The organism is Bradyrhizobium stylosanthis (assembly GCF_001641335.1).
Lineage (GTDB): Bacteria > Pseudomonadota > Alphaproteobacteria > Rhizobiales > Xanthobacteraceae > Bradyrhizobium > Bradyrhizobium stylosanthis.
This window is the reverse complement of sequence record NZ_LVEM01000002.1, coordinates 1,628,674-1,654,308: the sequence shown is the minus strand read 5'-3', so window position 1 is coordinate 1,654,308 and position 25,635 is coordinate 1,628,674. Positions and strand designations below refer to the sequence as shown.

The 25,635-nt window shown below is 57.0% G+C and carries 14 protein-coding genes and 1 pseudogene; 10 read left to right on the top strand and 5 right to left on the bottom strand.

Going from position 1 to position 25,635, the window contains the following annotated elements:
- The first annotated feature begins 537 nt into the window (after positions 1-537).
- From A7X65_RS19650 to sctV, 6 genes are all read left to right on the top strand, one after another.
- Entirely contained in the window at positions 538-2,220 is a 1,683-nt protein-coding gene (locus A7X65_RS19650; protein ID WP_145669999.1) for an HrpF/NolX family T3SS translocon protein, read from the top strand.
- 599 nt (positions 2,221-2,819) lie between these two features.
- Positions 2,820-3,104, top strand: coding sequence for a hypothetical protein (locus A7X65_RS41865; protein WP_145669983.1), 285 nt, complete (start codon positions 2,820-2,822; stop codon positions 3,102-3,104).
- Between the two features lie 418 nt (positions 3,105-3,522).
- Positions 3,523-4,416 (top strand): SctD/MshK family protein, encoded by an 894-nt coding sequence (locus A7X65_RS19635; protein WP_063687556.1) that lies wholly within the window; start codon positions 3,523-3,525, stop codon positions 4,414-4,416.
- 31 nt (positions 4,417-4,447) lie between these two features.
- The gene (locus A7X65_RS19630; protein ID WP_063687841.1) at positions 4,448-4,984 is read left to right on the top strand and encodes a hypothetical protein; all 537 of its coding nucleotides are present in this window, start codon (positions 4,448-4,450) and stop codon (positions 4,982-4,984) included.
- A gap of 2 nt (positions 4,985-4,986) precedes the next feature.
- A complete protein-coding gene (sctY, locus tag A7X65_RS43985; RefSeq protein ID WP_063687554.1) occupies positions 4,987-5,406 on the top strand; it encodes a type III secretion apparatus assembly chaperone SctY in 420 nt (139 codons plus the stop codon).
- A 10-nt stretch (positions 5,407-5,416) separates the two neighbouring features.
- Entirely contained in the window at positions 5,417-7,534 is a 2,118-nt protein-coding gene (sctV, locus tag A7X65_RS19620) for a type III secretion system export apparatus subunit SctV (protein WP_063687552.1), read from the top strand.
- Positions 7,535-8,588: 1,054 nt separating this feature from the next.
- On the opposite strand, the gene A7X65_RS43980 is transcribed toward sctV, so the two are convergent.
- The 4 genes and pseudogenes from A7X65_RS43980 to A7X65_RS19595 all read right to left on the bottom strand — a co-directional run bounded on the left by A7X65_RS43980 (position 8,589) and on the right by A7X65_RS19595 (position 16,714).
- Positions 8,589-9,275, bottom strand: a complete 687-nt coding sequence (locus A7X65_RS43980) for an effector protein NopP (protein ID WP_488230410.1) — start codon at positions 9,273-9,275, stop codon at positions 8,589-8,591.
- Between the two features lie 1,159 nt (positions 9,276-10,434).
- Positions 10,435-10,815, bottom strand: a complete 381-nt coding sequence (locus tag A7X65_RS19610; RefSeq protein WP_063687550.1) for a hypothetical protein — start codon at positions 10,813-10,815, stop codon at positions 10,435-10,437.
- A 2,921-nt stretch (positions 10,816-13,736) separates the two neighbouring features.
- Positions 13,737-14,685: pseudogene (locus A7X65_RS19600) on the bottom strand (ArdC family protein).
- A gap of 610 nt (positions 14,686-15,295) precedes the next feature.
- Positions 15,296-16,714: an MATE family efflux transporter gene (locus tag A7X65_RS19595; RefSeq protein WP_245323625.1), complete on the bottom strand. Its 1,419-nt coding sequence runs from the start codon at positions 16,712-16,714 to the stop codon at positions 15,296-15,298.
- A 1,853-nt stretch (positions 16,715-18,567) separates the two neighbouring features.
- Between A7X65_RS19595 and A7X65_RS19585 the strand changes: the two genes are divergently transcribed.
- Both A7X65_RS19585 and A7X65_RS19580 read left to right on the top strand, forming a co-directional pair.
- On the top strand, positions 18,568-19,239 hold the full coding sequence (locus A7X65_RS19585; RefSeq protein WP_063687541.1) for a response regulator transcription factor: 672 nt from the start codon (positions 18,568-18,570) through the stop codon (positions 19,237-19,239).
- Positions 19,240-19,327: 88 nt separating this feature from the next.
- Complete coding sequence (locus A7X65_RS19580) at positions 19,328-19,714, top strand: response regulator transcription factor (protein WP_063687539.1); 387 nt, start codon at positions 19,328-19,330, stop codon at positions 19,712-19,714.
- A gap of 644 nt (positions 19,715-20,358) precedes the next feature.
- On the opposite strand, the gene A7X65_RS19575 is transcribed toward A7X65_RS19580, so the two are convergent.
- Positions 20,359-20,892: a hypothetical protein gene (locus A7X65_RS19575; protein ID WP_145669984.1), complete on the bottom strand. Its 534-nt coding sequence runs from the start codon at positions 20,890-20,892 to the stop codon at positions 20,359-20,361.
- A gap of 2,306 nt (positions 20,893-23,198) precedes the next feature.
- Here A7X65_RS19575 and A7X65_RS19570 point away from each other — a divergent pair.
- Both A7X65_RS19570 and groL read left to right on the top strand, forming a co-directional pair.
- Positions 23,199-23,513, top strand: a complete 315-nt coding sequence (locus A7X65_RS19570) for a co-chaperone GroES (protein ID WP_063687535.1) — start codon at positions 23,199-23,201, stop codon at positions 23,511-23,513.
- A gap of 81 nt (positions 23,514-23,594) precedes the next feature.
- Complete coding sequence (groL, locus tag A7X65_RS19565) at positions 23,595-25,235, top strand: chaperonin GroEL (protein ID WP_063687533.1); 1,641 nt, start codon at positions 23,595-23,597, stop codon at positions 25,233-25,235.
- Positions 25,236-25,635: the final 400 nt, after the last annotated feature.

The window sequence follows — 25,635 nt, the reverse complement described above, 5'->3', positions numbered from 1 at the left end:
CGAGACGCGGGTGTGCCGCGTTCTTCCAGCCGGTCGACCATGGGACGCCGCGAAATCAGGGTGGCATTTTTGCACGAACCAGCGAATGCGACTGATCCACCGAGTTCTTGTTGTTACCGATGCCCGCAGCAGGACGCGCGACCGCGCAACAAATCAGCGCAATAGGGGCACTCAACAAGACGCTGCAGCATTGGGCGCCTTTAAGTTGATTCAGAATTCTTCTAAGCGTCGTCAGCTTCTCGAAAGCTAATCAATCCTACGATATCGAGCAAAGTACACAGACGACGACGCTGCTTTAGGTTCTCGCAGACATCAGGCTGCGGACGCACCGATTAACCGGGAGCAACTGATCGGATCTGCCCATCGATACTACTTCCTCGCGATCTCGGGCTGCACCACACGACCGTGGCGCAATCTCACACCACAGGATGTATAATGTCACTCACCGACCTATCGCTAGCCCCTACTTCAACCGCAGCTTTCTCAGGGCTTGCTCCCGGGCTGCCGTCGGCGCAGGAGCTTTCTAGCTTCGAGACGATGCTGGCGAACTACTCCTTGAAAGATACCGTCGGCCCCGCGCCACAAGATCTGTCGCCGGCAGAGTCGACCAAACAATTAGCGGAGGGACTCGCGCACGAGGCGTGGAATATCCTACCACCAGATCTTAGGGCCGCACTGGTTGCATCTGGGCAGGCCCCGGAGCCCCCCTCTGCTGGCAGCCCCGCTGCGAGTGCAACCGAGCCGGTACCCAGCTCAAGGATCACATGGAACAGCGGCACGCTGACTGATGCCGAGTTGCGGATTGTGTCGGTGCTGAACCGCCATAAAGACAAATGTCCGCTCGATTGGAAGTCCCTCGGAGATTTGGCCAACGATCCCTCGACACCGCCGGATCTAAAGGGGGCGATCGAGGAACTGCAGCAGGACCCGGAGCTCTTCTACGCAATAGGCTCGCAAGGCGATGGCCGCTGCGGCGGAAAGATCAAGGCAGGCGATCTCTCCGGCTTTTCCGACCATCACTCACAGGTTGCCGCATTCCAGGGGCAGCAGGCCCAGAGCTACGAGCATAACTACATTCCATCGGATGGCACCGGAAATGGCCAGCCATCGGTCATGACCCAGACTGATGCATTACGCGAACTCTACCTGTATTCCGATAACCTGCCGAAGAACCTGAGCCTGGCCGATTTCCAGCAGATCGTCGATGGCGATGCCAAAACCGGCAAATCCCCCCCTCAGGTTCTCGCGGCGGCGCAATACTTCCTTAGTCATCCGGACGAATGGAAACAGTTGTACGGTGGCTCGGTAGATAAAGTTCACAAAGAGGACTTCTTGCAGGTTGCTTCATCATCGATGAACCTGACGCAAGCCGAGTTGGATACGCTAGGTACGATCAACAAGAACCAAGGGGCTTTTTTCGAGAAGGGTGACCTAACCCGCGACAAGCTGGCGAGCATGGTCGATGATAAGAGTCTCGCTCCGGAGGTGCGAAAGGCGGCCTCCCAGTTGCTCTCGGATCCTCTCATCTTCGGCTTAATGAACAATGCGATCACCGGCTATCATACCCACCACAAGTTCTTCGACTTCGGCGGAGGCCATACCGTTGATTCCGGCAACATCAGCAACAACGATTTCAAGCAGTTCTTCAACAACATGTCGGCAGCAAACCGAACCGCTCACCAGTTGAAGACGCATGTCGCTCAAACGGCTGTCGAGCAGTCCGCCGTCGCAGACATGATGATGGGCGTGACGGATCAGCCCGACATCAAATCACCCAAAAAAAACGGAGGCGCTTTCATGCACGCGCTTGACGGCGTGCTGAAGGTGGGTTCGAACGTGCTCGACTGGGCAGCGACGGCAGTCGGTGTACTTGGTTTCATCCCAGGCTTGGGCGAATTGACGGATCTCGCCTCAATGGTACTCGAGAGCGAGTCGCAAGCGGCCAATCTCTTGCACACCGCAATCACAGGCGGCAACCTAAAGCAAGCGCTGGAAGAAGCGGGGCTCAGTCTTGCGGCGCAGGCGGTCGGCTGTATCTCCGGCCCGGAGGTAAAAATAGCTATGCGCGAAGGCTTGGCGAAACAGGCAATCCAGGAGGCCGCGACGGCTGGCGTCAGCCTGCCGGTTTCGATGGCGCAGTCTTACGCGGAGGACTATTTGAACAACGTAAAGGGGCAGATTGAGTCAGAGGGCATGCAAGCTGAAGGCGTTTACACTTAGTCAGGTGGGCTGTTTTTAGTCACGTCGAGAAGCTAGGCGAGCTTGCGCGGCCTCCGCGTGGATGGGCCCCGCAAGCTTTGTCAGCATCTTGGAGCTCCTCACGCACACTGCCGGTGACTTGTTTAGTCGGTCGACGCCGCCGGCGCAGCGAGAAAGTAATCGATCTGCGGTGAAAGCGTCGCACAATCGCGAGTTCAATCGTCCCAGCAACCTTAGCAATCCCGGTTGCCTTCGAGGCGCGTCGTCTCCGACGACCTGACCGCGAGCAAATGCCGAAGGACGTGGAGATGTGGCGGCGATGGTGAGCCGGAACATCTCCGCTCAGCTTTTTATCCCGTGAGGTGTTGATCTTCGTGTCAAGACGGTTCGTTTGATGATCGCGAGGCCGCACAGCTCAAGCGGTCCGATGATCAGGATGGGCTTTCGTTGGCACGAATATCTGATCTCTGCCTGTTGAAGCGCTCTCAACTCGGATTTCGATCCGGCAAAGCCAGCCACATTTTTCTGCCCCTCGTCAGCTTGTCGAAAGCTAACGCCCCGACAATAGGATTGCGGAGATCGCCTCCCTTGGATGGATCGAATCGAGATAGGAGAACCCGATGCGCATTCCGAGTTCAAACGCCGGCGCGGGCCTTGATACTGACCTCCATGCGGCTCGTGGCGGCAAAAAAGGGGCGCACACACGTGACCCCCATGACGAACAAGACCGATCGCCTAGTGCAAGCGGTCCTGTCAACGCGGCGTCTAATCCAGACAGTGGCTCGCATGATGCCGCTTTGCGACAAGCGTTCAACGTCGCTCTCGGAGCGGTGGCCTTCCAGCTTGCAAACAATGCCATGACGAGTTTCCAAGATACCATGGCCGAGACAGAGGAGAATTCCTGACGTCGCATATTGCGCCGTCAGGAAACAGGAGCCGCTGGTAGCGGCAACATTCCGAAAGAGGAGAAATAACATGCCTAATGTTGGTGCATCTCATACCTCGACTGCAACCGGGGCTGCTGGCACTGTCTCTGCGGCGGCCGGCGCCGGGGCTGCGGACGTGGCCGCAGAGGCTGCGTTCCAAAGGCAGATCACCGCTCTGACGACCGCTAGCACGCAGGCGACTGAAAGAGACGTTGAACTTCGCGTCGTTTCAACGAACCTCACGACCATCAAGAAAGTAGCCGACGAGCGAGTGCAGTAACGGATGGGGTGGGACGACGCTGTCGCCCCACCTCTCGCTCCTGCGGAATCGATGAAGCTGCGATAAGCCTTACGGCTTTGCCGTACGGCTGCCTTCGCGCTTGGGAGGCTTTCGACCGTGAACGAACCAAATTCCACGCATTTCGAAGTGCTTTCGGGGCTTTACTCGGGGCTAACCGGCAAAGTGGGTATGGTATCTACTGTGATTGGCAGTGGCTTGGATGCTGATTTGGTCTTCATCGAACAAGGCCTCGAACGCCATCACTTTCGTATCACCCCCAATCGTAACTCGATCGAAATTGAGCCTCTTACCGGGGACGTCATGGTCGAGGGACACGAGAATACTTCTGCGAACAATCGCATTGTTGTCCCTCTCCCGGTCGTCATGCACGCGGGGCACATGTCCATACGCTGGTCGATACCGGATTGTAGCCAAGCTGGCTCTATCGGCCGATGGCTCGGATCGACCGCCGTATTCGTCTCGGTCCTGATCAGCTCTGTCGCGATCGGGGCAGTCTCAACCAGTTTGGTCCAGACGGACGGCGCTGTTGCCTTGAAAACCGACTCGCCCCCTGCGGTGGAAGTTGCACCCAAGCTGGCATCTAACGTTGCTGATGCACTGACAACCGATTCAGCTGCTCAATGGCTGCAAGAGGAAGTTGATAAAGCGGGCCTTTTCAATATCAAAGTCAGATCCGAACCAGGTGTTGTCGCTGCCGACGGTAGCGTGACGCCCGCCTCGATCCCTAAGTGGCGGGAAATCCAGGAACGGTTCGATCACGATCGTAAGGGCGCATATGTTCTCATCAATGCGGTAGCCGCCAAGGAGGAAAAGACGCCGTCCTCAATTGCTGTCGAGGCCGTTTGGCGCGGGAGTGATCCATATATGGTCATCGCCGGTCAAAAGTATTTCGTGGGCGCGCTGTTGAATAATGGATGGACCGTCAATGACATTGGGGAACGACGTGTGCTCCTGAGCCGGAATGGCCGGCTTGTTGCTCTCCCCTATTAGCGTTTCAGCCCCCGCGAACAAGGAAAGTGTCATGACTAGGCTGCCCCAGCAGTTGGCAGAGCCTTGGGCCTCCTTCCGGGGGGCGAACGTTGACAATCACACACCTGCCACCACGCCAACCACTCCCAAAGCCGAGGCCGGCGAAATCGAGCTATCGCATGCAAATGGCGGGAAGAGCCACACTATTTTGCGGGATACGGATCAGCAAAATGTGGCTGCTGGCGCTACGATTGAGACAGCGCTGCAGCTTAACTCAGTCGATCCAGTTTCACGCACCAATGTCAATCAGGCGCGCGCCGGGATCAGTGAGATCGAGCCGGGTCCAGAAATTGCTTGCGTTAACGGCCCCAATCTCGCGAACAACCTGCTCTCCTTCGTCGCGCCCCGCCTACGTCACTCGGATGTTCTGCGCCCAGAGAAGCAGGGCGTTCTTCTGGAACGTTTGGCGGATACGCTATCTGCCGCGCAAGATGGCTCGGTGCCACGGGAAGACATCGAGATTTTACAGCTGGAGTTGCGGCGGCTACTCCTGCTCCAGCAGCATCACAACGGCTTGATCAAAGGCTAGCGATGGCCGAGCTTGACGGAGAGCAACACCTCGCGCCGCCGCCGCCAGTTGCAAACGACGGTGGGGTCTTGTCAATCTCTAGGACCGAGCGTGATTTGCTTTGCGCGCTTTCCTATGTCCATCTTGCATGCGGTCAAAGCGCACAGAGCCTGGCTCTTTTGCGAATCGTAGCTCACGAACATTCTCAGGACGTCGAGTTACTCCGCATTCTGGTCTACGCTCTCATCTCTGAGGGCCAGGGTGATGAAGCACTTGCTGCTTTGGATCGGCTAGACAAACTTGACGATCAGCCGTCTTCGCGTCTGCCTCTGATGGTCTTGCGCAGCCACGCGCTGCGTAACGCCGGACGCATGGCCGAAGCTCGAGCAATCTTCAAGACCTATGTTTCCTTGCGGAGCAGCGCAGCTCCAAACAAGCGATAATCGGTTTCTCATGGCCAACATACTACGTACTCTCATTGTGCGCGCGCCGGCTAGCCCAGATTTGATGGTCGCCTTGATGCTTCTTCTGGCGATCGGAATGATGATCATGCCGATCCCGATCGTGGTGATCGACATGCTGATCGGGTTCAACCTCGGTTTTGCCGTACTGCTGCTGATGGTCGCACTTCATCTCAAGACGCCACTTGATTTTTCGTCCTTGCCGGGCGTCATCCTTATCTCCACCGTCTTTCGTCTGGCTCTTACAGTCGCAACGACGCGGTTGATCCTCGCTGAGGGCGATGCCGGCAGTATCATTCATACGTTCGGCGATTTCGTCATATCAGGCAACATCGCTGTCGGACTGGTCATATTCCTAATAGTGACCATGGTGCAGTTCATGGTTCTCGCCAAGGGCGCCGAACGGGTCGCAGAAGTGTCGGCGCGTTTCACGCTCGACGCGCTGCCCGGCAAGCAAATGGCAATCGACGCGGAACTGCGCAACGGGCACATCGATCAGCACGAAGCTCGCCGTCGGCGGGCCGCACTGGAGCAAGAAAGCCAACTTCACGGTGCCATGGACGGCGCTATGAAATTCGTGAAGGGCGATGCTATTGCCGGGCTCATAGTCATCGGCATTAACATGCTAGGCGGCATTACAATCGGCTTGCTCTCCAAGGGCATGCCCCTTGAGGAGGCGCTCCATCAATATACGATCTTGACCATCGGTGACGCGCTAATTTCGCAGATTCCGGCTCTGCTGCTGTCAATTACAGCAGCAACCATTGTCACCCGAGTCAATGGTCCTTCCAGATTGAAGCTCGGTGCCGATATCGTCAGCCAACTGACGGCCAGCACACAAGCGCTCCGGTTGGCCGCTGGCGTCTTGATTGTGATGGGGCTCGTGCCGGGCTTCCCTTTGCCTCCGTTCATCATGCTTGCCGCGCTCTTCGGCGCAGCAAGCTTTGTCAATGTTGGTGTAGACGGCGAGAAGGACGCTGCCAAGGCAGGCGTTAGTGCCACCGGTTCGCCTCCAGCTCCGCTACAAGCTTCGAAGCATGTCGTGCCTGCAGAGGCACTGCCGATCGCGCTATTCCTCGCCCCAGATCTCACACACGGGATCGATAAGGAGGAACTCGAGCAGTCTATCGGACAGATTTCGGCACTCGTCTCATCTGATCTTGGTATCACAATTCCCCGCATTCCCGTCCAAGCCGACAGACACTTAGCGGAATCGGAGTTCAGGGTAGATGTTGAGGGAGTGCCCGTCGGGCGGGATTTTGTTGACCCGACACAACTCCTGCTCAACGATGACGTCGCGAACATTGAATTGAGCGGTATCCCTTTTCGCAAAGACCTAGAGACAAATCGGGTCTGGATCGAACAAGGTCATGCGCCGGCTCTTAGAGCAGCCGGAATAGGGCATCACCGTGCGAGCGAAGTCATCGCCTTGCGCGTACAGTCGACACTGACCCGCTATGCACAGCGCCTGGTGGGCATTCAGGAGACCCGACAATTGCTCGGCCGCATGGAGCAGGAATATGCCGATCTTGTGAAGGAGGTGCTGCGCACGACCCCGGTGCCTCGGATCGCCGATGTCCTGCGCCGCTTACTCGACGAGGGACTCCCCATTCGCAACACTCGTCTAGTCCTTGAGGCGCTGGCGGAATGGAGCGAGCGCGAACAAAATGTCGTCCTGCTCACCGAATATGTTCGCTCCGGTCTGAAGCGGCAGATCTGTCATCGCTATGCCAACGCCCACCGTGTGGTGGCCGCCTTCATTGTTGAGCGTCAAACCGAGGATATCGTGCGCGGTGCAGTGCGAGACACAGCTGTGGGGCCTTATCTGGTTTTGGAGGATCGCGAGAGCGAGATGTTGCTTTCGCAGTTCCGCAAGATCAATTTGAGCGTTGCACGTGGCCAGAGCCAACCCGTCATTCTGGGTTCAATGGATATCCGGCGTTTCCTCCGGGGCTTTCTGATCCGCAACGGCATCGACCTGCCTGTCATGTCGTATCAAGATCTCGCTCCGGATTTTACGGTCCAGCCGATTGGATCGGTCAAGCTCGAAGCTTCAAAGCATAACACTCCCTCAGGAGAGCGTCGTGACCCGATCGCCGCAGCCAGCTAACAGAGCACAGCAGGTGGTCGCGAAATCGTAGTCTAATTTGCATCAGTTAAGTCGGACGGCGAATTGTTCTCCTTTGGTTCGACGATGTACTCAGCCATCCTTGCTACGCTTACCTTTCTGCTACTCAGAGGTTCGCCTAAGACCGCTTTTTTTGACCGCAGCAAATGCCCGCGCTAGATCCAATAGGCAGCAACGAGGTCGATCCTGCTATGCACGAACGCATTGCTTCCGCTCTCAAGCCGTACTGGCCGGGAGACTTTGAGCGAAACGCTGAAGCAGCAACGAGGCGACGTGCTTGCGCTCCCTCTCCTGAGCCCTGCTGGCTCACAAGCGCTCGGATGAGGCACTTGAGGTGCTTGACAAGTTCTACTTGTCAGTCCCTGCAGTCCTGCCCGTGTTGAATGCGCGAAAGGGGGTTGTACTCGATGACGAGGGGCGCGACCGTGAGGCACGAGCGTTATATCGGCGAGCTCTCGCAATGGCTGCCAACAATCCTATGCTGCGCAGCCACCTCGAGCTGTCGATCGTGCTTGCTGAGGCGGGCAACCGTTACACAGTAGGACACTACCAGCCGCCCAGCCAAACGGTCCTAATCGCAATGGCTGAATCGCGCGAGTAGCAGGCAGCATCTGGTGCCGTCCGCCTTAAAATGCCTGCGCTGGACGTGAAGATTTCGTAGCGTTACCCACTAGTACGATATCGGTGACATCCTTTTGGCGTGTTCAACCGAAGCGACCGAAGACGCTCGTAGCCATCAGATTACCTCATCAAACCGAGAAATCATAACCGCTCTGATTTTGAACATTGACGCACAGCACTCCTCGAGCAACCGCCATAATGCCGCCTGCCGCGCGAATGATTCGCGTTTTCCAGGGTGCTAATGAAAAGCCCCGACCTGAAGCCGGGGCTTTGTTGACGTATTCATCGCCCGCAGCTCATAATCGCCGCGATGCTGTCTTTACAGTGCACCTCATCCAGTCGAGGTGATCGGTTTCGCTCGGCTCAACCCTCGACTGTAAGCCGACCATCTCGAAAGAGTGGTTGCAGATCCGCGTTACATGAAGTCACCATCCGAATCGGACGCTTGTGCGACCTCATCATCACTGTCGGCTTTAGATAGATAACGCTGGGAACTAGTTGCACGCTGCCATTTACCGTCGTCGTTGATTCTCCACTTTTCGGACCTGGCTGCATCGAGTACCATGTCGTCCTCATCGACTTCAACGAACCCCATGCTCTCTGCCCGAGCTTTCGCTTCTGGATTGGCAGGACGCCAGTTCACCAAAGGCCGTTCGCCGTCTTGCCGAAGTTGATGCTCGAGCAGAATATCGCCAGCGTTCGTAACCAGCGGATGAGCAACCTGAAAATCGACAATTGAGGTGACGCTATCTGCTCCGGGGAACTGTTCTCGCCACCTATTGCTTTCGAAGTCAGTCATGCTGAATCCGGGCTCCGTTCTTTGGAGCCCTACGCTCCTATTTCCCAATTGGTAGCTGTAATATCGGGCATCATCGGAATCTCTTCTAATGCCATAGTCCTTGGCAACCTCCGATGTGCGCCTGGCTCTATCCGATACGAATTCGGAGTACTCGTGTGGATTGTTGGCGATTCGGTTGATTTCCTCGCCATGAAAGTTCCTCACTTCTCTCCTGAATGTCGCTCTGTCGATCTCGAACACAGGCGGACTTGAAGAGAGAGAATAGCGCGAAGATGAGCTACCAGCCGCATCCTCCAATCGCATCCGAGAGAATGCATCCGAAAAGTCTTGGTTTTCGGACTCTGAGTGTTCAGCATGGTAGTTTTCATACGAGGAACTACCGGACCAATCGTTAATTCGACCGTACATAGCGACCCTGCTCCTTTGGATCATATGTGTTGCGTTGCTTGCAGGTCATTCGACCTTATCCCCCCTTAGATAGCTTAGCTGTCCACAAGCTGACGCCAGCAGATAAATGGAAGTCAGACGGGCTGGCTGTGATCGCACGCAGTTTGTGCGATCCTCTTCGGACCGCCCTCATCAACTCTGCTGGCATCGAGCTCTCTTCATACGATGGCAGCCGATTGCAATTGTTGCTCGTTGTCGACTAGTTCGGCCATTTGGCTTGGCGCTCACAAGATCACAGCAGCGGCTTTGCCGCAACCGACGTTCCCCGACCGCCTCAGATCGGTGCCTGAGGAGCTCGGCAATAGGCGCTCCACATCAGGCATCCAACCAACTGGACGAGTGCTTGGTCCACTCAACACCCGCGGGCGAAGACGACGATTATGCGGGACGTCGCCCTGAAATGGCAGATTGAACGGCGCGCAGATCAAAGGTCCGGAGGAAGGGTCCATCCGGGCGTTCACGCCCCATTATCGAACCCAAATCGTTATCAGGTCTACAAAGGGAGATCATGGCCGCCATGGGCTGGCACGATTAAGCCGAATGCATACGGGGCATTGGAAGCCCAAGTACCGGCTGCGCATGGTTCAAGAGCGCTCCTCTTTGACCATGGTCGTCGCCAGCGTGATCCTGCCTAGCCTAATCCAGCAATCGCCACGCAAGAAGGCCGAGCATGCATCAGCCGAAACTGTTAAACCTTCTGATCGGCTGTCCGCGCATAATGCCCGACGAGTCGGATGTTACGGCGACACTATCCGGGAGGTGTTGGGGTTTGGCGATACAGCTGCATCAAGTCACTCGCTCGAAGATGACGCTGATGTCTCATTGCAGTAAGCCGGTAAGACCTACATTCCATCAGACTGATGATCCGTGCCCTGTTGCCCTCAGGAAAGTGCTCACGCGGCCCGCACTGAATGACAGTGGGTCTGATCCGCTCGTAGTCGATGGCTTTGATCAGATCGTGATCCGGTCCTTCGCAATCGATCGATAAAAAGGTCGATTTTGGCTGCATAAGGGATTAACAGCTCGTGATGCCGACAGCGCTCACTTCGATGCGGTCGCGTATACCTCCCAAGCCATCGAAGTCGCCGAAACTTTTGACATGTGCTTTATCCACAGAGGAACGCTCATGGGCGCTTCCGATGAAGAGCATGGCGAACGCCTGCGGAGCAGGCCAGACAACTGCCGGAATGAGAACGTCTCTCGGTCGCGCCGTTCGGATCAGCGCCCCCAATTCAGGATTGGGTTCGACCAGAACACCTCGCGCGCCTTTCTGGTACATAAGATAGGCACTCGAGGTAGAGACGGGGTGATTGGCGCCGATCTCGACGTAGAAAGCACTTTCCTCGGACCTTTGGCTCTTGCAGAGTTTCGCACCAAAAATTCCTTCCAGAATCACGTCATCTCCGGCTTGTGCATAGCTAGCCGGGCAAGGTGTTTGATCCGAGAGTGCGGAAGACTGAGCCTCTTGACTTCCCGGATAATGGACTGGTTTCAAACTCGGAAAACATAAGCTCGCTCTCCACTGCCGCCTGCCGCATGGAACCTGCCGCTACGACCAGCTTGCAGTTGGCACCCCTTTGACATTCCAGCAATCGGCGTGCCACGTGTGAAATATCCTCTTCCTTGCGCAACGTGAAAGAAACACGCACGCATGCCGGTCGACGCACTGCAATGGGCCGCGACACGTTGTCAGGCTCTCAACATTGAAATGTCAGCCGGGCATCCATGGCGCGACAAAGATTAAAAGATTCAGATTGGTCTACCGCCCCAAAGGGCCCTTACGTCTGGCAGGGTGAAGTGTGCTATGGCGATTTCACCTCAAGGCGCGCGAGGTTCGCTTATAAAGGGCTGTCATGCAGTTAGGGCGATCCAAGAAACTGAGGTAAAATGCGATAGATTGATAACGAGCGTTGCATGCTATTTGGTGCAAGCATCGTCTCACATTGAGTCGCCGGATGAGCCGCCTTCGCAGAAGCACATCCACAGACATCGCGCCTTTCATGAACGGAGCCGATGTCGCTTTGTCGGCCTGGACTGCGCCGCGATAATCCCAGCGTGGTTCAGATCCAGACCCGTTGTCTGAATCGCGAGGCGTGAGTGCTCCTTCCGGATACACCAGGACGTCGGCGATGTTCTGGACGGCTCTGTCCCATTCTTCCGAACGACCTCGCGCACCGAATTGTATGTCGCGGAGTTTCGTTTCGTTAGGTTCACCAGGGGAACGCCAGCGGCTTACTCAGTCGCACCGGCTTGATGGCAGCCAATTCATAATCGGCGGATTCATTGCGCATCAGTTTGAATCATAGAAGTTCGACCGATCGCAACGCTCATCATGGCCAACTCCGGTTTGGCGGTTGCGGGCAGAAGCGGACATCAACCCGACAACAACTCTCGCCGAATCCGCCGAAAACGCCCTTCGCGGAGTTGGCATAACTTTACTGTTCGTAATCAACGCAGGCGAGATTGATGGAGATGCTGACGAGGATGCCCGACTTGAGACGCATTCTGGTCTTCGTTTGGGTCGGCCCGGCGATGAGCTTCTTGGTCATCGCCGCATTGACGGCCTCGGGCGGGGCCCACCAATTTCAGCAGCGGCAGTTTTTCTTACCCATCTTTATAATGTCGCGCTTATCTCATCCCGTTCGGGCGTGCGGGGCTCAACCATCATCTGGCAAATTGCTGCCTCGCCAGCAATGATTGCAGGCATCATAGCTCTGGCAAGAAGGGGGATCCACGTTTGATCGGCTATTGCGGTAGGCGAGGACGTAGTGCCATTATTCACCGTATCCGTCTGCTTCTGCGCCCCCGGGCAAGAGCTGGCACCAAGATACACCGCGACACGTGACACACACGGCGGAAGCAAGCAACGGTGCGGAAGCTGTCATCATGGTTTTAGCAGATCTTGAGTTCGACGCCCGCGCTGAGCTGGTGCACTTCATCCATGTCACCAGAGAGACGCGTAAGGTCCTGCACCAAAGCTCCGCCTTGAAGAGGAGTTATCTGCTTTCGGCCGATCACGACTTTTACTGCGGTTGCACAATGACGGTCGTATCAGAACGAAGCGACATCTATGAGCACGCCCCGTTAGTACAAAAAGTTGAGCTTTAACTTTCGATCCACTGTCCTGGCCGCGGACTGATCAAGCTCGAGCGCGAGGCGGCCCTTTTCACAGCGCGGTTCCTGCCAGATCGCAAGCGGTTTTGAACACCGCCGCTATCCCTTCCTGACCGGGAGGCTTCGCTCCAGCCCCTGTCTGTGTCGGTAGGCGCAGAACAAATGATATTGCTGTCCGTCGGCAAAATGTCGTAGCTTTTTCGCACCGCAGATCTGTTTTGCATCGCTATCAGTTTTACCCGGGACTGGTTTTTTTCATGTGAACTTTTTGACTAGCGCGAAATCTGACTTTCATGGGCCGCCATTTGGCGGCCTCCTCGCGAAGATCGTAAGTAGGCTGCATTTGCATTGTAGCGGATACGCGCATTGCGCACCAACCAACTCTATCCTGCGAGCTCCAGCAAGCAGGTCCAACCGGGTCCGACTGTTTCCGTGAACTGAAGCAGCGTGGCTATCGAATAGTACCTGTTGTTCGACGGAATGGGCGGGCACCTGATTTTTAGAAGGGGGCACCGACCGGATCATGCGCATCGCGGGCCGCGAGGCTGCTTTAAAGTGAAAGCCACTTGATCGTCGACGGTGTGACCGCCTGCCCCAAAGAATTCGATGTATCAGAACTGGCCTACGAACAGTTCAGTCCCGTCGGCGGAGGGAAAGAGGGGTCGGATACGGGCGAAGCATCCCGAGACATAGACGTATCCAACGATGCGTCGCGCGCCTCTGGCTCATCGGCGGCCCAGGTCGTGGACAACGTCCAAAAGCTGAGCAACAATCTGAGTTCGTCGGAGGGGGCAGGTCAACGACTTCTTGATCAAAATGCGAGCGTAGCGCGTGGAGTGGAACGCATGTCGCGGCCTCTATCGGACTAGCTTTCCTGTCAGCTCAATGTTTTGATCTTATGATCGGCCGCAATCCAGGAAGGTGGCGCCGCGAGAACCTAAATGGCTTTCAGGCCCTTCGAACGTTTGAGAGATTTCGGCATTGGCACGTTAGGCAATGTGAGTTGCTCGATTTTACCCCGCATTCATTCAAGCCTGACCGGCTCAACACCAGTTTGAAGGAATGTCGCGCGAAGACGATTGAGTGGTTCATTGAGCTGATCGTTTCTCACGACGGGCGGCCGAGGACGTCTTTCGGCTTCCGACCCGTCGCAGATATCTGGCGATCCTTCTTGCTCTGCATGAGAAGCCTGAGACAAGCGGTTCAGGCGGCCTCAGCTCCCTCCATCGTCTCGGCGATCACCGCATCGGGCAAATAGCCGAGGATATAGTCCGCGGCCTTGCTGGCCTGGCTTGCGGCACGAACGATCGCGCGATTGTCCTCCGGCAGAACTTCCAACCAGGAGGCGATGTAGTCGGTATGCCGTACTGTCGGAACGATGCCGAGCGAGGCACAGGTGAGCGCGGCGGACAGCCCCGTTATCAACTCCTCAAACGCGTTCTTCCTGGTGCCAAAAGAGCCACTGAGATCGCGGTTGAGCCGTGAAGAATGACCGCTTGCGTGGCCAAGCTCGTGGAGCGCCGTGCGATGCCAATTGATCGGCTCGAAGTAGGCCTGCGGCGGCGGCACCTGCACATAGTCTTCTGTCGGCACATAGAAGGCACGATCACCGCCAATGCGGAACTCAATGCCAGTGCCTTGATCAGGGCTTCGACAGCTGGCTCGATCAGTCCCTGCTGCCGAGGAGGCGCAGCAGCCGCGATTTCCGAAGGCAGGCCGTCGCACTGATCCGCATTGAAGACTGTAAAACGCTTCAGGAAGGGAATCGACAGCGCCTCCTCACCGGTCTCCGCAGCTCGGCGCTTTTCATCATTCGGTACGAAGCGGTCAGCATAGAGCACTGTCGTACCACGCTCGCCCTTGCGCAGATGACCGCCGAGCGAGAGCGCTTGGCGGAAGGTGAGCCAGCTCTGACCAGCGAAGCCACGCTCGATGACCGCGCCCCAAAGGATCAGGACATTGATGCCGCTGTAGTGCCGCTTGGTCGAGGCATTGTTCGGCATGGCAATCGGGGCCTTTGCCGCCGCTGTCCCCAAGACTGCCCCCATGGAACTCGGCCGGCCTCGAGCTCGGCAATGATATTATCGGTAATTTCGTCATAAAGGCCTGCCCGGTGCTGGCCGGTCCCGCTGCGAGGATGCCGTTTGGAGATCGCTAATCTCCGAGAACGGGCGCCGGCGAGACTGTCTCGCGGCCTTGAACCCGTCACCTCGAAGGCACTGCCCTTTCACTCTCGGACCCTTGCTGAGCTATGCGCAGATCTGACCGGCTGCGACGACAGCCCCACAGCGGGCGCATGTGTTTGGTGAATATGCAAGGCAAGAATAACTTCGGCGCGTACAGACGAAAGCGCTCGATGCACGGCAGGCGTACCTTGGCGACGCCGGACCGACTGGGCCCCAAGAGAAAGCGAAAGTGCACCCGCTACGGGTGGCCGGGTCCCGAACAAAGCAGGTGGTGTGACCGCGAGGGATCAAAGTCCTCCAACCGAAAGGCGACGAGGCGCGCGCTCGCTTGCCGAGACATGCCGACCGATCGGTCAAACTAGTCTCGGCGACGGCATGCCTTGGTGCTTCGAGTGCCGCTTCCCGATTGATATCGAATGTCACTGAACAAGGACCGTTCCGCGTGCACGACACTAGGCTCGCATGACAAGATTGTCAGAAACCAGAATCATATTTTGAACCGGAGGGTCTTTTGGGTACCGGAGAAGCCAAAACCCGCTGCTGGTTCCGGGAATTCTGCTTGACCATATGCCTGACTTACGAGGTTGCGGGACACCGCGGAGCAAACCTGCTCGCCAGCAGCAGGAAACGCGTCACGACAAAAGACGCGTAGATGGTCGTCCCAACTGACAAACCAATCCAGATACCAATCGCACCAAGTCCAATCTTCAAACCGAGCACGTAACTAAGGGTGAAGCCGATTAACCAATTAGCTACGCAGGCGAAAAGAAGCGGGATGCGAGTGTCCTTCAGTCCACGCAAGCCGCCCGCCGCAATGTGCTGAGCGGCATCACTGATAAAGAAGCTCGCGCCGACCAAAAGGAGGTTGGCCGCCAAGTCTGTCGTCGCGCCGGCACCCTCAGTCGTATCGTCCACAAACAGGCCGACGATTTCAAACCGTACGGCGACAACCGCGATAGTCAGTACCGCAGCAGCCATAATGCCAAGGAGTATAGCAATGATTCCAGCTCTTTTGACGCCCGGACCGTCCTGGCGACCTACGGCGTGACCGACGCGCACGGCCGCCGCCGTGCTTATGCCTACTGGAACCACGAATAGGACCGTGTCGACCTGAAGGGCGATCTGATGGGCAGTAAGCGCTCTAATGCTGACGAGGCCGGCCAGGAGCCCCGCGGCCAAAAAAAGTCCGCCTTGCAGCAAAACAATGAATGAGACCGGAATTCCCATCGCGATTAAACGCTTCATGAACGGCCAATCGAATTGCCGCAGCCGCGCCAGCACGTGATAGTCGCGGAAAGGGGAGCGCATTGTGGCGAACCACAACACGACCAAGAACATCGTAAAGTTCACGAAGCTGCTCGCAAGGCCGGCCCCGAAAAGCCCAAGTGGCGGCAGGCCAAGCTTCCCATAGATGAGCAAATAAGCCATGAGCGCATTGAGAGGAATGGACCCAATCGTAATCCACAAAACCGGCTGCGGCCGATGAACCGCAGCCATGAAGTTGCGAAACCCGTGAAAACCCAGGGCCGGCACCACGCCAAAGGCTAGTCCGAGCAGGTATTGCTGCGCGAGGCGCGCCACCTCGGGCGCTTGGCCGAAAGTGAGCAATGCTCGTTCTCCGTTTAGCGCAAAGGCAATGATCGGAAGCGATAGCAGCAGGGCCGCCCAGAGTCCCATGCGCACCGTGCGTCTGAGCGCGGCAAGGTTTTTCGCTCCGAACGCCTGCGCTGCCAGCGGCGCGATCGGGGCCAGCAAACCGACGCCGAGTGTGAAACCGATGAGGAAGATCACGACACCCAGTGCTGCCGCAGCAAGCGCCTCGGGACCGAGGCCTCCTATCAGCGCGAGATCGGTCGTCATCATCACGACTTGCCCAAGCTGCGTCAGCACCATTGGCCATGCGAGCTTCGCAAGTTCAGCAAACTCGATAACGAGCTGATGATAATCCAACGGTGTCGTGCGCTTGTGCTGGAAGTCCAGCACTTCTTTTTTCACTCGATTATCCATACAACACCGCTGGCCGGTTTAATTCGCCGGCCCTATCATCTCTGCTTTAGGAAAGGAGTATCCGCTGCCTCGATCCGGGACCGCTGCCGAACGATGCATTGTCAGAGTCTTGCCCAGTCCCTTCAGAAACGGCAGGCGTCAGCGCCACCGATAGGTTCGGTGCTCGTCCGCAGCTCCCGACCGGCGAGAGCAGCTAGGTCTGCACCAGCGCTCCACCTCTCTTTATGTAAGTATGCGGTTGATGGTCCGCATAGAGAGATCGGGATCACTGGCTCGTCATGGAGTAAACTCGATTGCGACGTGCTCAACCTTGCTGGCAGCATCCCGCAGGAGCGCCGAGCCACGGGCTGCCGACGTTGAGGATCCCGAAGTTGCGGCCCACGCACACCGGTATCTGATACCCTCGTCACCCCTGGGAATCCTTCGAGCGGCTGTCCTCAATAAGTCCTACCATTCAAAGCTTATGCCAACCCGAGAACGTTGAATTACGAGGCTATCTGCTTGCCGGACGTGTTCTGGCCCTGACAGCAGGTCGCAAATCGGACAACCAGGATCAGCAATGCTTCTTCTCGATTCCGAAAGTCGGTGAGACAAACCGCCCATGCGGGCTCGAAGGCTGGCCTTTCTTCGATTTGGATCACTCGGATTTTTATGTATTCAAGGTGCGTTGCAAGATGATCGAATGGCTTGGAATCGCTAATCTTCATGCGTCGGATCTTGGAGGGGCTCGGTACACACAGGTGATGAGATTGGGATAGCCGTCGTCGCGCTTAAGTCATTGCTTAAGCTGATCGCCCCCTGCAGACGCGCCAGCGTTTTTCGCGAAGGAGACCCACGTCAGACTCTGTCCTTACGCCACCCTATGGTCCGGACGATAGTCTATCTAGCCGATGCAAATCGCCCGACCGAGAATAGGAGATACTTTTTTTGGTCACTTGATTCTCCGCGAAGAACGGCCGCGAGCCTCACTGACGCCGGCCCTCAGGCCGTTGCGGGAAGTCCACCATTCGCCCCATTCCACCCAAGCCAAAGCAGACGTGTTGCAAGATTATCCGTCCCTGCCTTACGCGGCTCTCTGCGGGCAGCAGCAAAAAATGCGGAATGTGACCTGCCCCTTGCCGGGCTTGACGCGGGGACTGCTACTCAGCCGGAAGAATGGTGGTCCAGAAGGTGGGCGCGGGCGCCAGGCAAAGCTCAACCTAAGGTAGCTCTGCATTCCTTTTGGGGGGCCCTAAGTGCCGACCGAGGTCGTTAAGGACGAATGTGCCTCCCGAAGGGAAGATCCGGATCTGCTCGCTGAACGCAATGAGACCTTGGCTCAGAGCGCCTTTTGGGAGGGACACCTCTTGGTGCGAGGGATCGAGACAGGATGGCCGAGCCCCTACGCGGCTCGTTCCATGAGAGCCTGGTGAGGCGACAGCCGCGTGCGCAAACGGCGAGAACGCAAGACGTTAGCCCGTGGAAGGTGGACGTCCTCTCTGGCCACCGGCATCTCTGGCAAGAAATGTCGAGCCCCCCTCCGCAGTCCGGTCGGGGATACGGAATTGGCGCCCTCCAACCGCCGGCGCAGTGAGGCCCTCAGGCGGCGTGCGGCAGAGCAGCAAGGCCTTCGATCGCGCACAACACGGGTCGGGTCGGGGCTTGTAGTCCTTTTGCCGCAACCGAATCGCCCCTATAGTCGGAAAATGGGCAGTTTTGCGATCAATCCTGACCCAGATAGCAAAATTGGATAATTTGGCCGCACCAGCATTCTTGGCCGCTTTTACGCGCTTGGTGCACTTTTAAAGGGGATGCAGCGTGACATTTCACATGAACCTTCGCGTGCACCAGGAGGGTGCATCATGAGCGAGTTTTCGCAAATACCACAGTCGCGCACAGATACCGATGAACCGATCGTCTTGATCGTCGACGACGACGCTTCGATGCGCAAGGCTCTTACAAATCTGTTTGAATCAGTAGGGCTTAAGGTCTGGGCTGTTGGCTCTGCCGCGGAGGTTTTGCAGGCGAACCCGCCCGAGGTACCGAGCTGCCTCGTTCTCGACATCCGCCTACCAGGATCGAGCGGCCTCGATCTGCAGTCCGAACTTGCTGAGGCCAACATCCACACGCCGATCATCTTTATCACAGGTTATGGCGATATTCCCATGACCGTCCAGGCTATGAAGAGCGGTGCGGTCGACTTCCTGACCAAGCCGGTACGCGAGCAGGATCTGCTCGACGCGGTGCGGGCCGCGATCGAACGAGATCGCAAGAGGCGCGATCTCGAAAAAAAAGTCTCTGACCTACGATCCCGGCTCGAAAGTCTGACCCCACGCGAGCGCGATGTTCTGGCCCTGGTAGCCTCCGGCCTGCTTAACAAGCAGGTGGCGGGCGAGCTCGGGCTGGCAGAGATTACCGTCAAAATCTATCGCGGCCAGGTCATGCGCAAAATGGGCGCGAAGTCGCTGGCTGACCTCATAAGAATAAGTGAAGCTCTCGGGATTTCTCGACCAAAGGGGAACGTACAAACCTAAGTATGCTTTTCAATTCTGCTTCGAGCCCTCACTTTCCAACGCCGGCCGCAACCGCGGCGAGCAGTTTCCCGGATCTCGAGCAAACAGTTTGCCCAAGCATTCCGTCATTTCAGTCATCGACGATGATCCATCCGTTCGCGGCGCCACGAGCAACCTTCTGGCATCGTACGGATACTTGGTCCACGCCTTTGCCTCCGCGGAGGAGTTCCTGAGCGCTGCGGAATTGACAGAGACGTCCTGTGTGATTACCGACGTCCAAATGTCGTTGATGAGCGGAATTGACCTGCTGAGGCATATGCGAAGCCTCGGTCATCGCATGCCGTTCATCTTCATCACGGCCTTCCCAGACGATGCGGTCCGCGCTCGAGCGATCGAGGCTAGCGGGATCTGCTTTCTTGCTAAACCGTTTGCCACGGCTAGTTTGATCAAGTGTTTGACCATTGCGCTATCAAGGTCAGGCGGCACACCCGCGTGAGGGGCTTGGCCGCTCCCAGAGCATTCAGTCCTAGAACAGGCACGACTGCGAGATTTCAGCAAGTTGAGCAGCCATTTCGCGGTCACTTTGACGTGACGAGCAGGTTGATCGCGTCGACGGCGGTGCACTCATGAAAATCCATGACGTGCACCAAACTCCACCCGCTGCTCAAAGCGGATGTTCACTGTCGAGGCCTAAGCTTGAGCCAAAGACCTGGATGCAATCTCAGCCCAATTAGCCCGCGAGGTTTACATGCGATTCCATGCACTGTGAAGCGAAGCCGCCAGATCATGTCAGCAAGAATCAATTGCAAAATTGGAATTGGCAGTCCAGATGCAGGGCAGATGTGGTGTCCTCCGCCGAAGGCGCACATAGCATCGGGTGTCGTAGGTCGAGCGTTCATTAAACCTTTCCGGCAGAAACTCCCCAAGACGATTCCCATATTTTGCATTGCGATGCAGCGAGTATGCGCAACCATGACTGCGCTACCCTGAGAAATGTTCATCTCGGCCACGATCTGATTCGTCCGTACGTGTCTGCCTTGCATCCACGCGGGAGGATAGAGTCGTAAGCTTTCCGTCCAAAGCTTGGGAGCTGATTTCACGTTCCGAAAGTCGAACTCGGGTCCGGCTGCCGCCGCTTCTTCAAACAGGGCCTCTTCGACACTGCTTCCCGCAATAAGCATCAAGGTCCAGGCTATGGAGGTCGCGGATGCGTGGAAGACGTTTAATCAGCGTACGGATCATCGTATACGCGACCAGGTCTGCCGGCATTTTGGGTTTCTCGTCGCAATGAGTTAACTTGATCTTAGATTGCAAGTGCCACGTTCTGAAAAATTCGAGCGCGCTGTCGATTCTCCTCCTCTCGGGCCAGCAATTGGCGTGTTCTACAATCGCTAGCCACTCCTCTATAAAATTTCCTTTCACGATGAACTCTTCGGCGTGGCGGGAGATATCGAAATTGTAAAGCAATTTGGCCATCAAGATCAGCATCCAGCGTTTGATCTCATGTGAGATCTCGATCGTGCTTTGATTTGCGACGAATAGCGCAACACGCTCTTGAAAGCCAGCTGCGCTCTGACTGAGCTCAGCTAGAATTGTATCGCACGGCTTCACATGACCAGCGGAAATTGCTTTCAGTTTTAGCAGTGGGAACGCCGATGGAGCATATGCATTCACAATTTTTCTGTAGGGGTGCTCGCTAACATCGTAAAAATCAGTGTCTTAATAAAAGCACCAAACCAATTCAGGAGAGTTGAAAACGAAGATCTGCCGGCCGCCTGTTTCGTACCTGAACAGATCGGTGTGGCTTACTCGTGACATAAAGGCAGCAAAGTCCACCTGATCGTGTATTTTGGGGGGCTCCATTTTATCGCAAAAGGCCCGTCAATTCCCATCCAACCCATTCATTCTAGGCGATGCAATGAGCAACTGCGGTTGCCAGCTCCTATAAATGGCCAAAGCAGCGACGCCTCCTCGCCCTGCCGTCAAGGGGCAGGGCGAGGTCAGCGGTACCGCACTTTCGGCCCTGCATAACCGGGCAGTCGTGCGCCCGATTTCGTCAGCGCCTCTTAGCGGTTTTTGCTGCAGCTTTTGCATCCTGCGGCATAGCTCCAAAGCCGCCGCGGCTCGAAGAGCCACGAACTTCTTTCGTTTTGGTCTGCTCTTGACTTGGCATGGGCGCTTTCTCTCCGTAAGCCCAAGATCCTGTCGTGCTGCTCATGGTCAGCTCCTTCCAACTCGCCTCGATTGGCCTACGGTGAGAGGGAGCAAGGGCCGTGCCAGCGTCCGTCGCGAGCTGTCAGCGCCTTATCGCGCTTCGCAAAGGAGCCGAGAAGGCGCGACAGCACGCAAGTGTGTTGGATCTCACAAACTTGTGCCGCGCCGTCAGACGTCGAACAATGATCGAGCGGCTGACGCAGTCGGATCTGTACAGAAGGACGAGAACTAGATTCGTTGCGGCTTGAATTTCGCTCCGAACCGAACTCAGGCTAGCGAGCTCAGTCAAGTTCAGGCCAGACGAGGGCTCCGGCATGAAACGCAACCGCGTTTTGGAAGTGGGGTCCCGATCGCCTGACCAATCTGCCGCGGCCGTTGCGATCGAGCAGCATGGATGAATCCTATCCAACGAGAAGGGAAGCCTAAGAGCAGAAAAGAGGGCGGCTGACGCATTATCGAGATTGAAGACCTTGGGTTGGTCGCCTGAGTGGTCCTACTAACGACGAAATCGAATTATTGTTTCTGATCGATTTTAGCCGCACATCTTTCGCCTTGTCTGCAATTTTCTTTGTCCGTCGCGTGGGCTCGTCGTCAACAGTCAGGGTTCTCTGCGCAAAGCCAGGACGGACACTCTAGGGCTCCGCAGCATACAACCTAACGCCGCGGCCGATTCAACCCGTATGCGTGCCATCCTGGTGTGAGATAGTTGCAGTAGCTGCATGATCGGATTGTTTGCTAACTTCAAAGTCGCGTCACCTCCGCTCCCAAGGGTGATGCGGGGGCGGACTCGGCGCATTTCCGATCCAGTCGTCGGTGCCGCCCCTCACTCCACTCTTCTCGCGACCGGTCTTAAGAAGGTGCTGCGAAACTGGGGTCGCTTGCATCTCTTTGCCTCCCGGAGGCGGATCTAGTTGCAATCGTAGTACGCGAAACGTATGCGTATACGATCATCATCGCCTCGCAGAGTAGATGAAGCGCGATTGAGCTTTGCGTGAGTGTTGGCGTTGAATCAGTTCCCTCGCGCGGCCGCTCGGCCGAGGTACGAAGCTAAGGGACGTGCCGATCCGCCTTTGCCGGGATTTTGCACCAGGCTTCCGCTCCGCAATAACGCGGTTTGTCTCCTGTCGGTGATGCCTATGTTCGAACCCGCGCATTTCGTTCAGCTCCGAAGAGGCCGCCGCCGCCGGCTCGCCGCTTTCATCCAGCTGTTGTCAACTGCCAAAGTTAGCGATTGAGCAAGATAGATAAGTCGCCTATTTCCGAGATCGTCAGAATGAGGGGGCATCAGCGAACCTGTTCACGCTCCCTCGCTGTTGCGGACATGGCGGTAACTCGATGAGAATCCGGTCCACTGAAGTAAGCCACGGCGAACTCCTGTTACCAGCGCGTTCATCAGCGCTAGCGTTCGCTTCGGTCGGAGCCGGTATCCCAGCAGTCAATCAGATGAATGGAATTAGCCAGATGAATGGCATTAGCGATGACTAAGAATCTCGAGGCACTAATCTCTGGGGATTCTTTCAGGAAGATCATCCGTCGCGACATCATGCAGGCCTCGGCCGAGCAGTCACACTGCGCTCATTGCGCGCGGGCCAGTTAGCGGCGCTAATGACTCAGATAGACACGCTTATGAGAGCTGATTTTTAGCTGGCCGCCCTTGCTCCCACAAAAACCCATCCTATTTCAGTTGCGCCTGCGTTAGCACTCGCGGGCACAGACTGCTAACAACGTTGAAATCCTCAACTCCTGCAAATTTTTTGGAGGACTGCATGCACTTTCGTCCACTTCATGATCGCGTCCTGGTCAAGCGTATCGACGCAGAAGAGAAGACCGCTGGCGGCATCATCATTCCCGATACGGCCAAGGAAAAGCCCTCCCAGGGCGAAGTGATCGCCGTTGGCCCCGGTGGCCGCGACGAGAGCGGCAAGCTGATCGCGATCGATCTGGGCGTCGGTGATCGTGTGCTGTTCGGCAAGTGGTCAGGCACTGAGGTTAAGATCGACGGCCAGGAGCTCTTGATCATGAAGGAAAGCGACATCATGGGCGTTCTCACCGACGTGTCGGCCAAAAAGAAGGTCGCTTAATTCAACCCGCTCGCATCGCTCACCTCTGAGGAACGCCTGCCAGGCGCCAAGGGTGAGATGACACAACTCAGGGAAACTGATATGTCATCCAAAGAAGTGAAATTTGGCGTCGACGCCCGCGACCGCATGCTGCGCGGCGTCGATGTCCTCGCCAATGCCGTGAACGTCACGCTCGGCCCGAAGGGTCGTAACGTCGTCCTCGACAAGTCGTTCGGCGCCCCCCGCATCACCAAGGACGGCGTCACCGTCGCCAAGGAGATCGAGCTCGACGACAAGTTCGAGAATATGGGCGCACAGATGGTGCGCGAAGTCGCCTCCAAATCCGCTGACACGGCCGGCGACGGCACCACCACCGCCACCGTGCTCGCGGCTGCGATCGTCCGGGAAGGCGCCAAAGCGGTTGCCGCCGGCATGAACCCGATGGATCTCAAGCGCGGTATCGACCTCGCCGTCGACGCCGTCGTCGCGGACCTCCAGAAGAACTCCAAGAAGGTCACCTCGAACGAAGAGATCGCCCAGGTCGCCACGATTTCCGCCAACGGCGACGCGGAGATCGGCGAATTCCTTGCCAACGCCATGAAGAAGGTCGGTAACGAGGGTGTCATCACCGTCGAAGAAGCCAAGTCGCTCCAGACCGAGCTCGACGTCGTGGAAGGCATGCAGTTCGACCGCGGCTACATTTCGCCCTACTTCGTCACCAACGCGGAGAAGATGCGCGTTGAGATGGACGACGCCCACATCCTCATCAGCGAGAAGAAGCTCTCTTCGCTGAACGAGCTGCTGCCGCTGCTGGAGGCCGTGGTGCAGAGTGGCAAGCCGCTGGTCATCGTCGCTGAGGACGTCGAGGGCGAAGCGCTCGCGACCCTGGTCGTGAACCGTCTGCGCGGCGGCCTGAAAGTCGCGGCCGTCAAGGCTCCGGGCTTCGGCGATCGCCGCAAGGCGATGCTGCAGGACATCGCGATCCTGACCGGCGGCCAGGCGATCTCGGAAGATCTCGGCATCAAGCTCGAGAATGTCACGCTCAACATGCTCGGCCGCGCCAAGAAGGTGATAATCGATAAGGAGAACACTACGATCGTCAACGGCGCCGGCAAGAAGGCCGACATCGAGGCGCGCGTGGCCCAGATCAAGGCGCAGATTGAGGAAACCACCTCGGACTACGACCGTGAGAAGCTCCAGGAGCGTCTGGCCAAGCTCGCCTGCGGCGTCGCGGTGATCCGCGTCGGCGGCGCGACCGAGGTCGAGGTGAAGGAGCGCAAGGATCGCGTTGATGACGCGATGCATGCGACCCGCGCGGCTGTCGAGGAAGGCATCCTGCCGGGCGGCGGCGTCGCCCTGCTCCGCGCGACCGAGCAGCTTAAGAACCTTCGCACCAAGAACGACGACCAGAAGACTGGCGTCGAGATCGTGCGCAAGGCGCTATCCTGGCCGGCCCGCCAGATCGTGATCAACGCCGGTGAAGATGGCTCGGTGATCGTCGGCAAGATCCTGGAGAAGGATCAGTACGCCTATGGCTTCGACTCACAGGCCGGCGAGTACGGCAACCTGGTCTCGAAGGGCATCATCGACCCGACCAAAGTCGTGCGCACCGCGATCCAGAACGCCTCCTCCGTGGCGGCGCTGCTGATCACCACCGAGGCCATGGTCGCCGAGCTGCCGAAGAAGGCCGCTGCCGGCCCCGCCATGCCCCCGGGCGGCGGCATGGGCGGCATGGATTTCTAGGTCGTACGCTTTCAACAAAAATACGAAACTCCGGCAGCAATGCCGGGGTTGTTGTTTTCAGCTTGCTTTTCCATTCCTCTCCGGGCGCGCGAAACGCGATCTTGGAATGACACTTTTTTAGAAATCCCCCACCTCAGCTTCTGTCAAAAATCGTTCCGTGCACGGGTCGTGCTCGTGCCCCATTGACCAGAAGATGCGGCCGATGCACCCGACGAGATTGTTCATAGGCACGTATCATGTGACTATCCTTGTTGCCTCCGGTCACGAAAACCTGGCTGACGGCCCGTAATAGTCTCGATACACCCATAGGTCTCGCAGCTGAGGCAACGGCTCGCTTGATCGATGCCTAAAGCGTGATGAGATCAGGATGAATCGTCATCGCGCTTTAGGTTGTTGTTTG

What these genes read in the sequence shown, in the direction of transcription:
- A7X65_RS19570 (WP_063687535.1), top strand. Translation starts at nt 23,199, where the DNA reads ATGCACTTTCGTCCACTTCATGATCGCGTCCTGGTCAAGCGTATCGAC.
- A7X65_RS19630 (WP_063687841.1), top strand. Translation starts at nt 4,448, where the DNA reads ATGACTAGGCTGCCCCAGCAGTTGGCAGAGCCTTGGGCCTCCTTCCGG.
- A7X65_RS19650 (WP_145669999.1), top strand. Translation starts at nt 538, where the DNA reads ATGCTGGCGAACTACTCCTTGAAAGATACCGTCGGCCCCGCGCCACAA.
- A7X65_RS41865 (WP_145669983.1), top strand. Translation starts at nt 2,820, where the DNA reads ATGCGCATTCCGAGTTCAAACGCCGGCGCGGGCCTTGATACTGACCTC.
- sctY (WP_063687554.1), top strand. Translation starts at nt 4,987, where the DNA reads ATGGCCGAGCTTGACGGAGAGCAACACCTCGCGCCGCCGCCGCCAGTT.
- A7X65_RS19585 (WP_063687541.1), top strand. Translation starts at nt 18,568, where the DNA reads ATGAGCGAGTTTTCGCAAATACCACAGTCGCGCACAGATACCGATGAA.
- sctV (WP_063687552.1), top strand. Translation starts at nt 5,417, where the DNA reads ATGGCCAACATACTACGTACTCTCATTGTGCGCGCGCCGGCTAGCCCA.
- groL (WP_063687533.1), top strand. Translation starts at nt 23,595, where the DNA reads ATGTCATCCAAAGAAGTGAAATTTGGCGTCGACGCCCGCGACCGCATG.
- A7X65_RS43980 (WP_488230410.1), bottom strand. Translation starts at nt 9,275, where the DNA reads ATGCGATTGGAGGATGCGGCTGGTAGCTCATCTTCGCGCTATTCTCTC.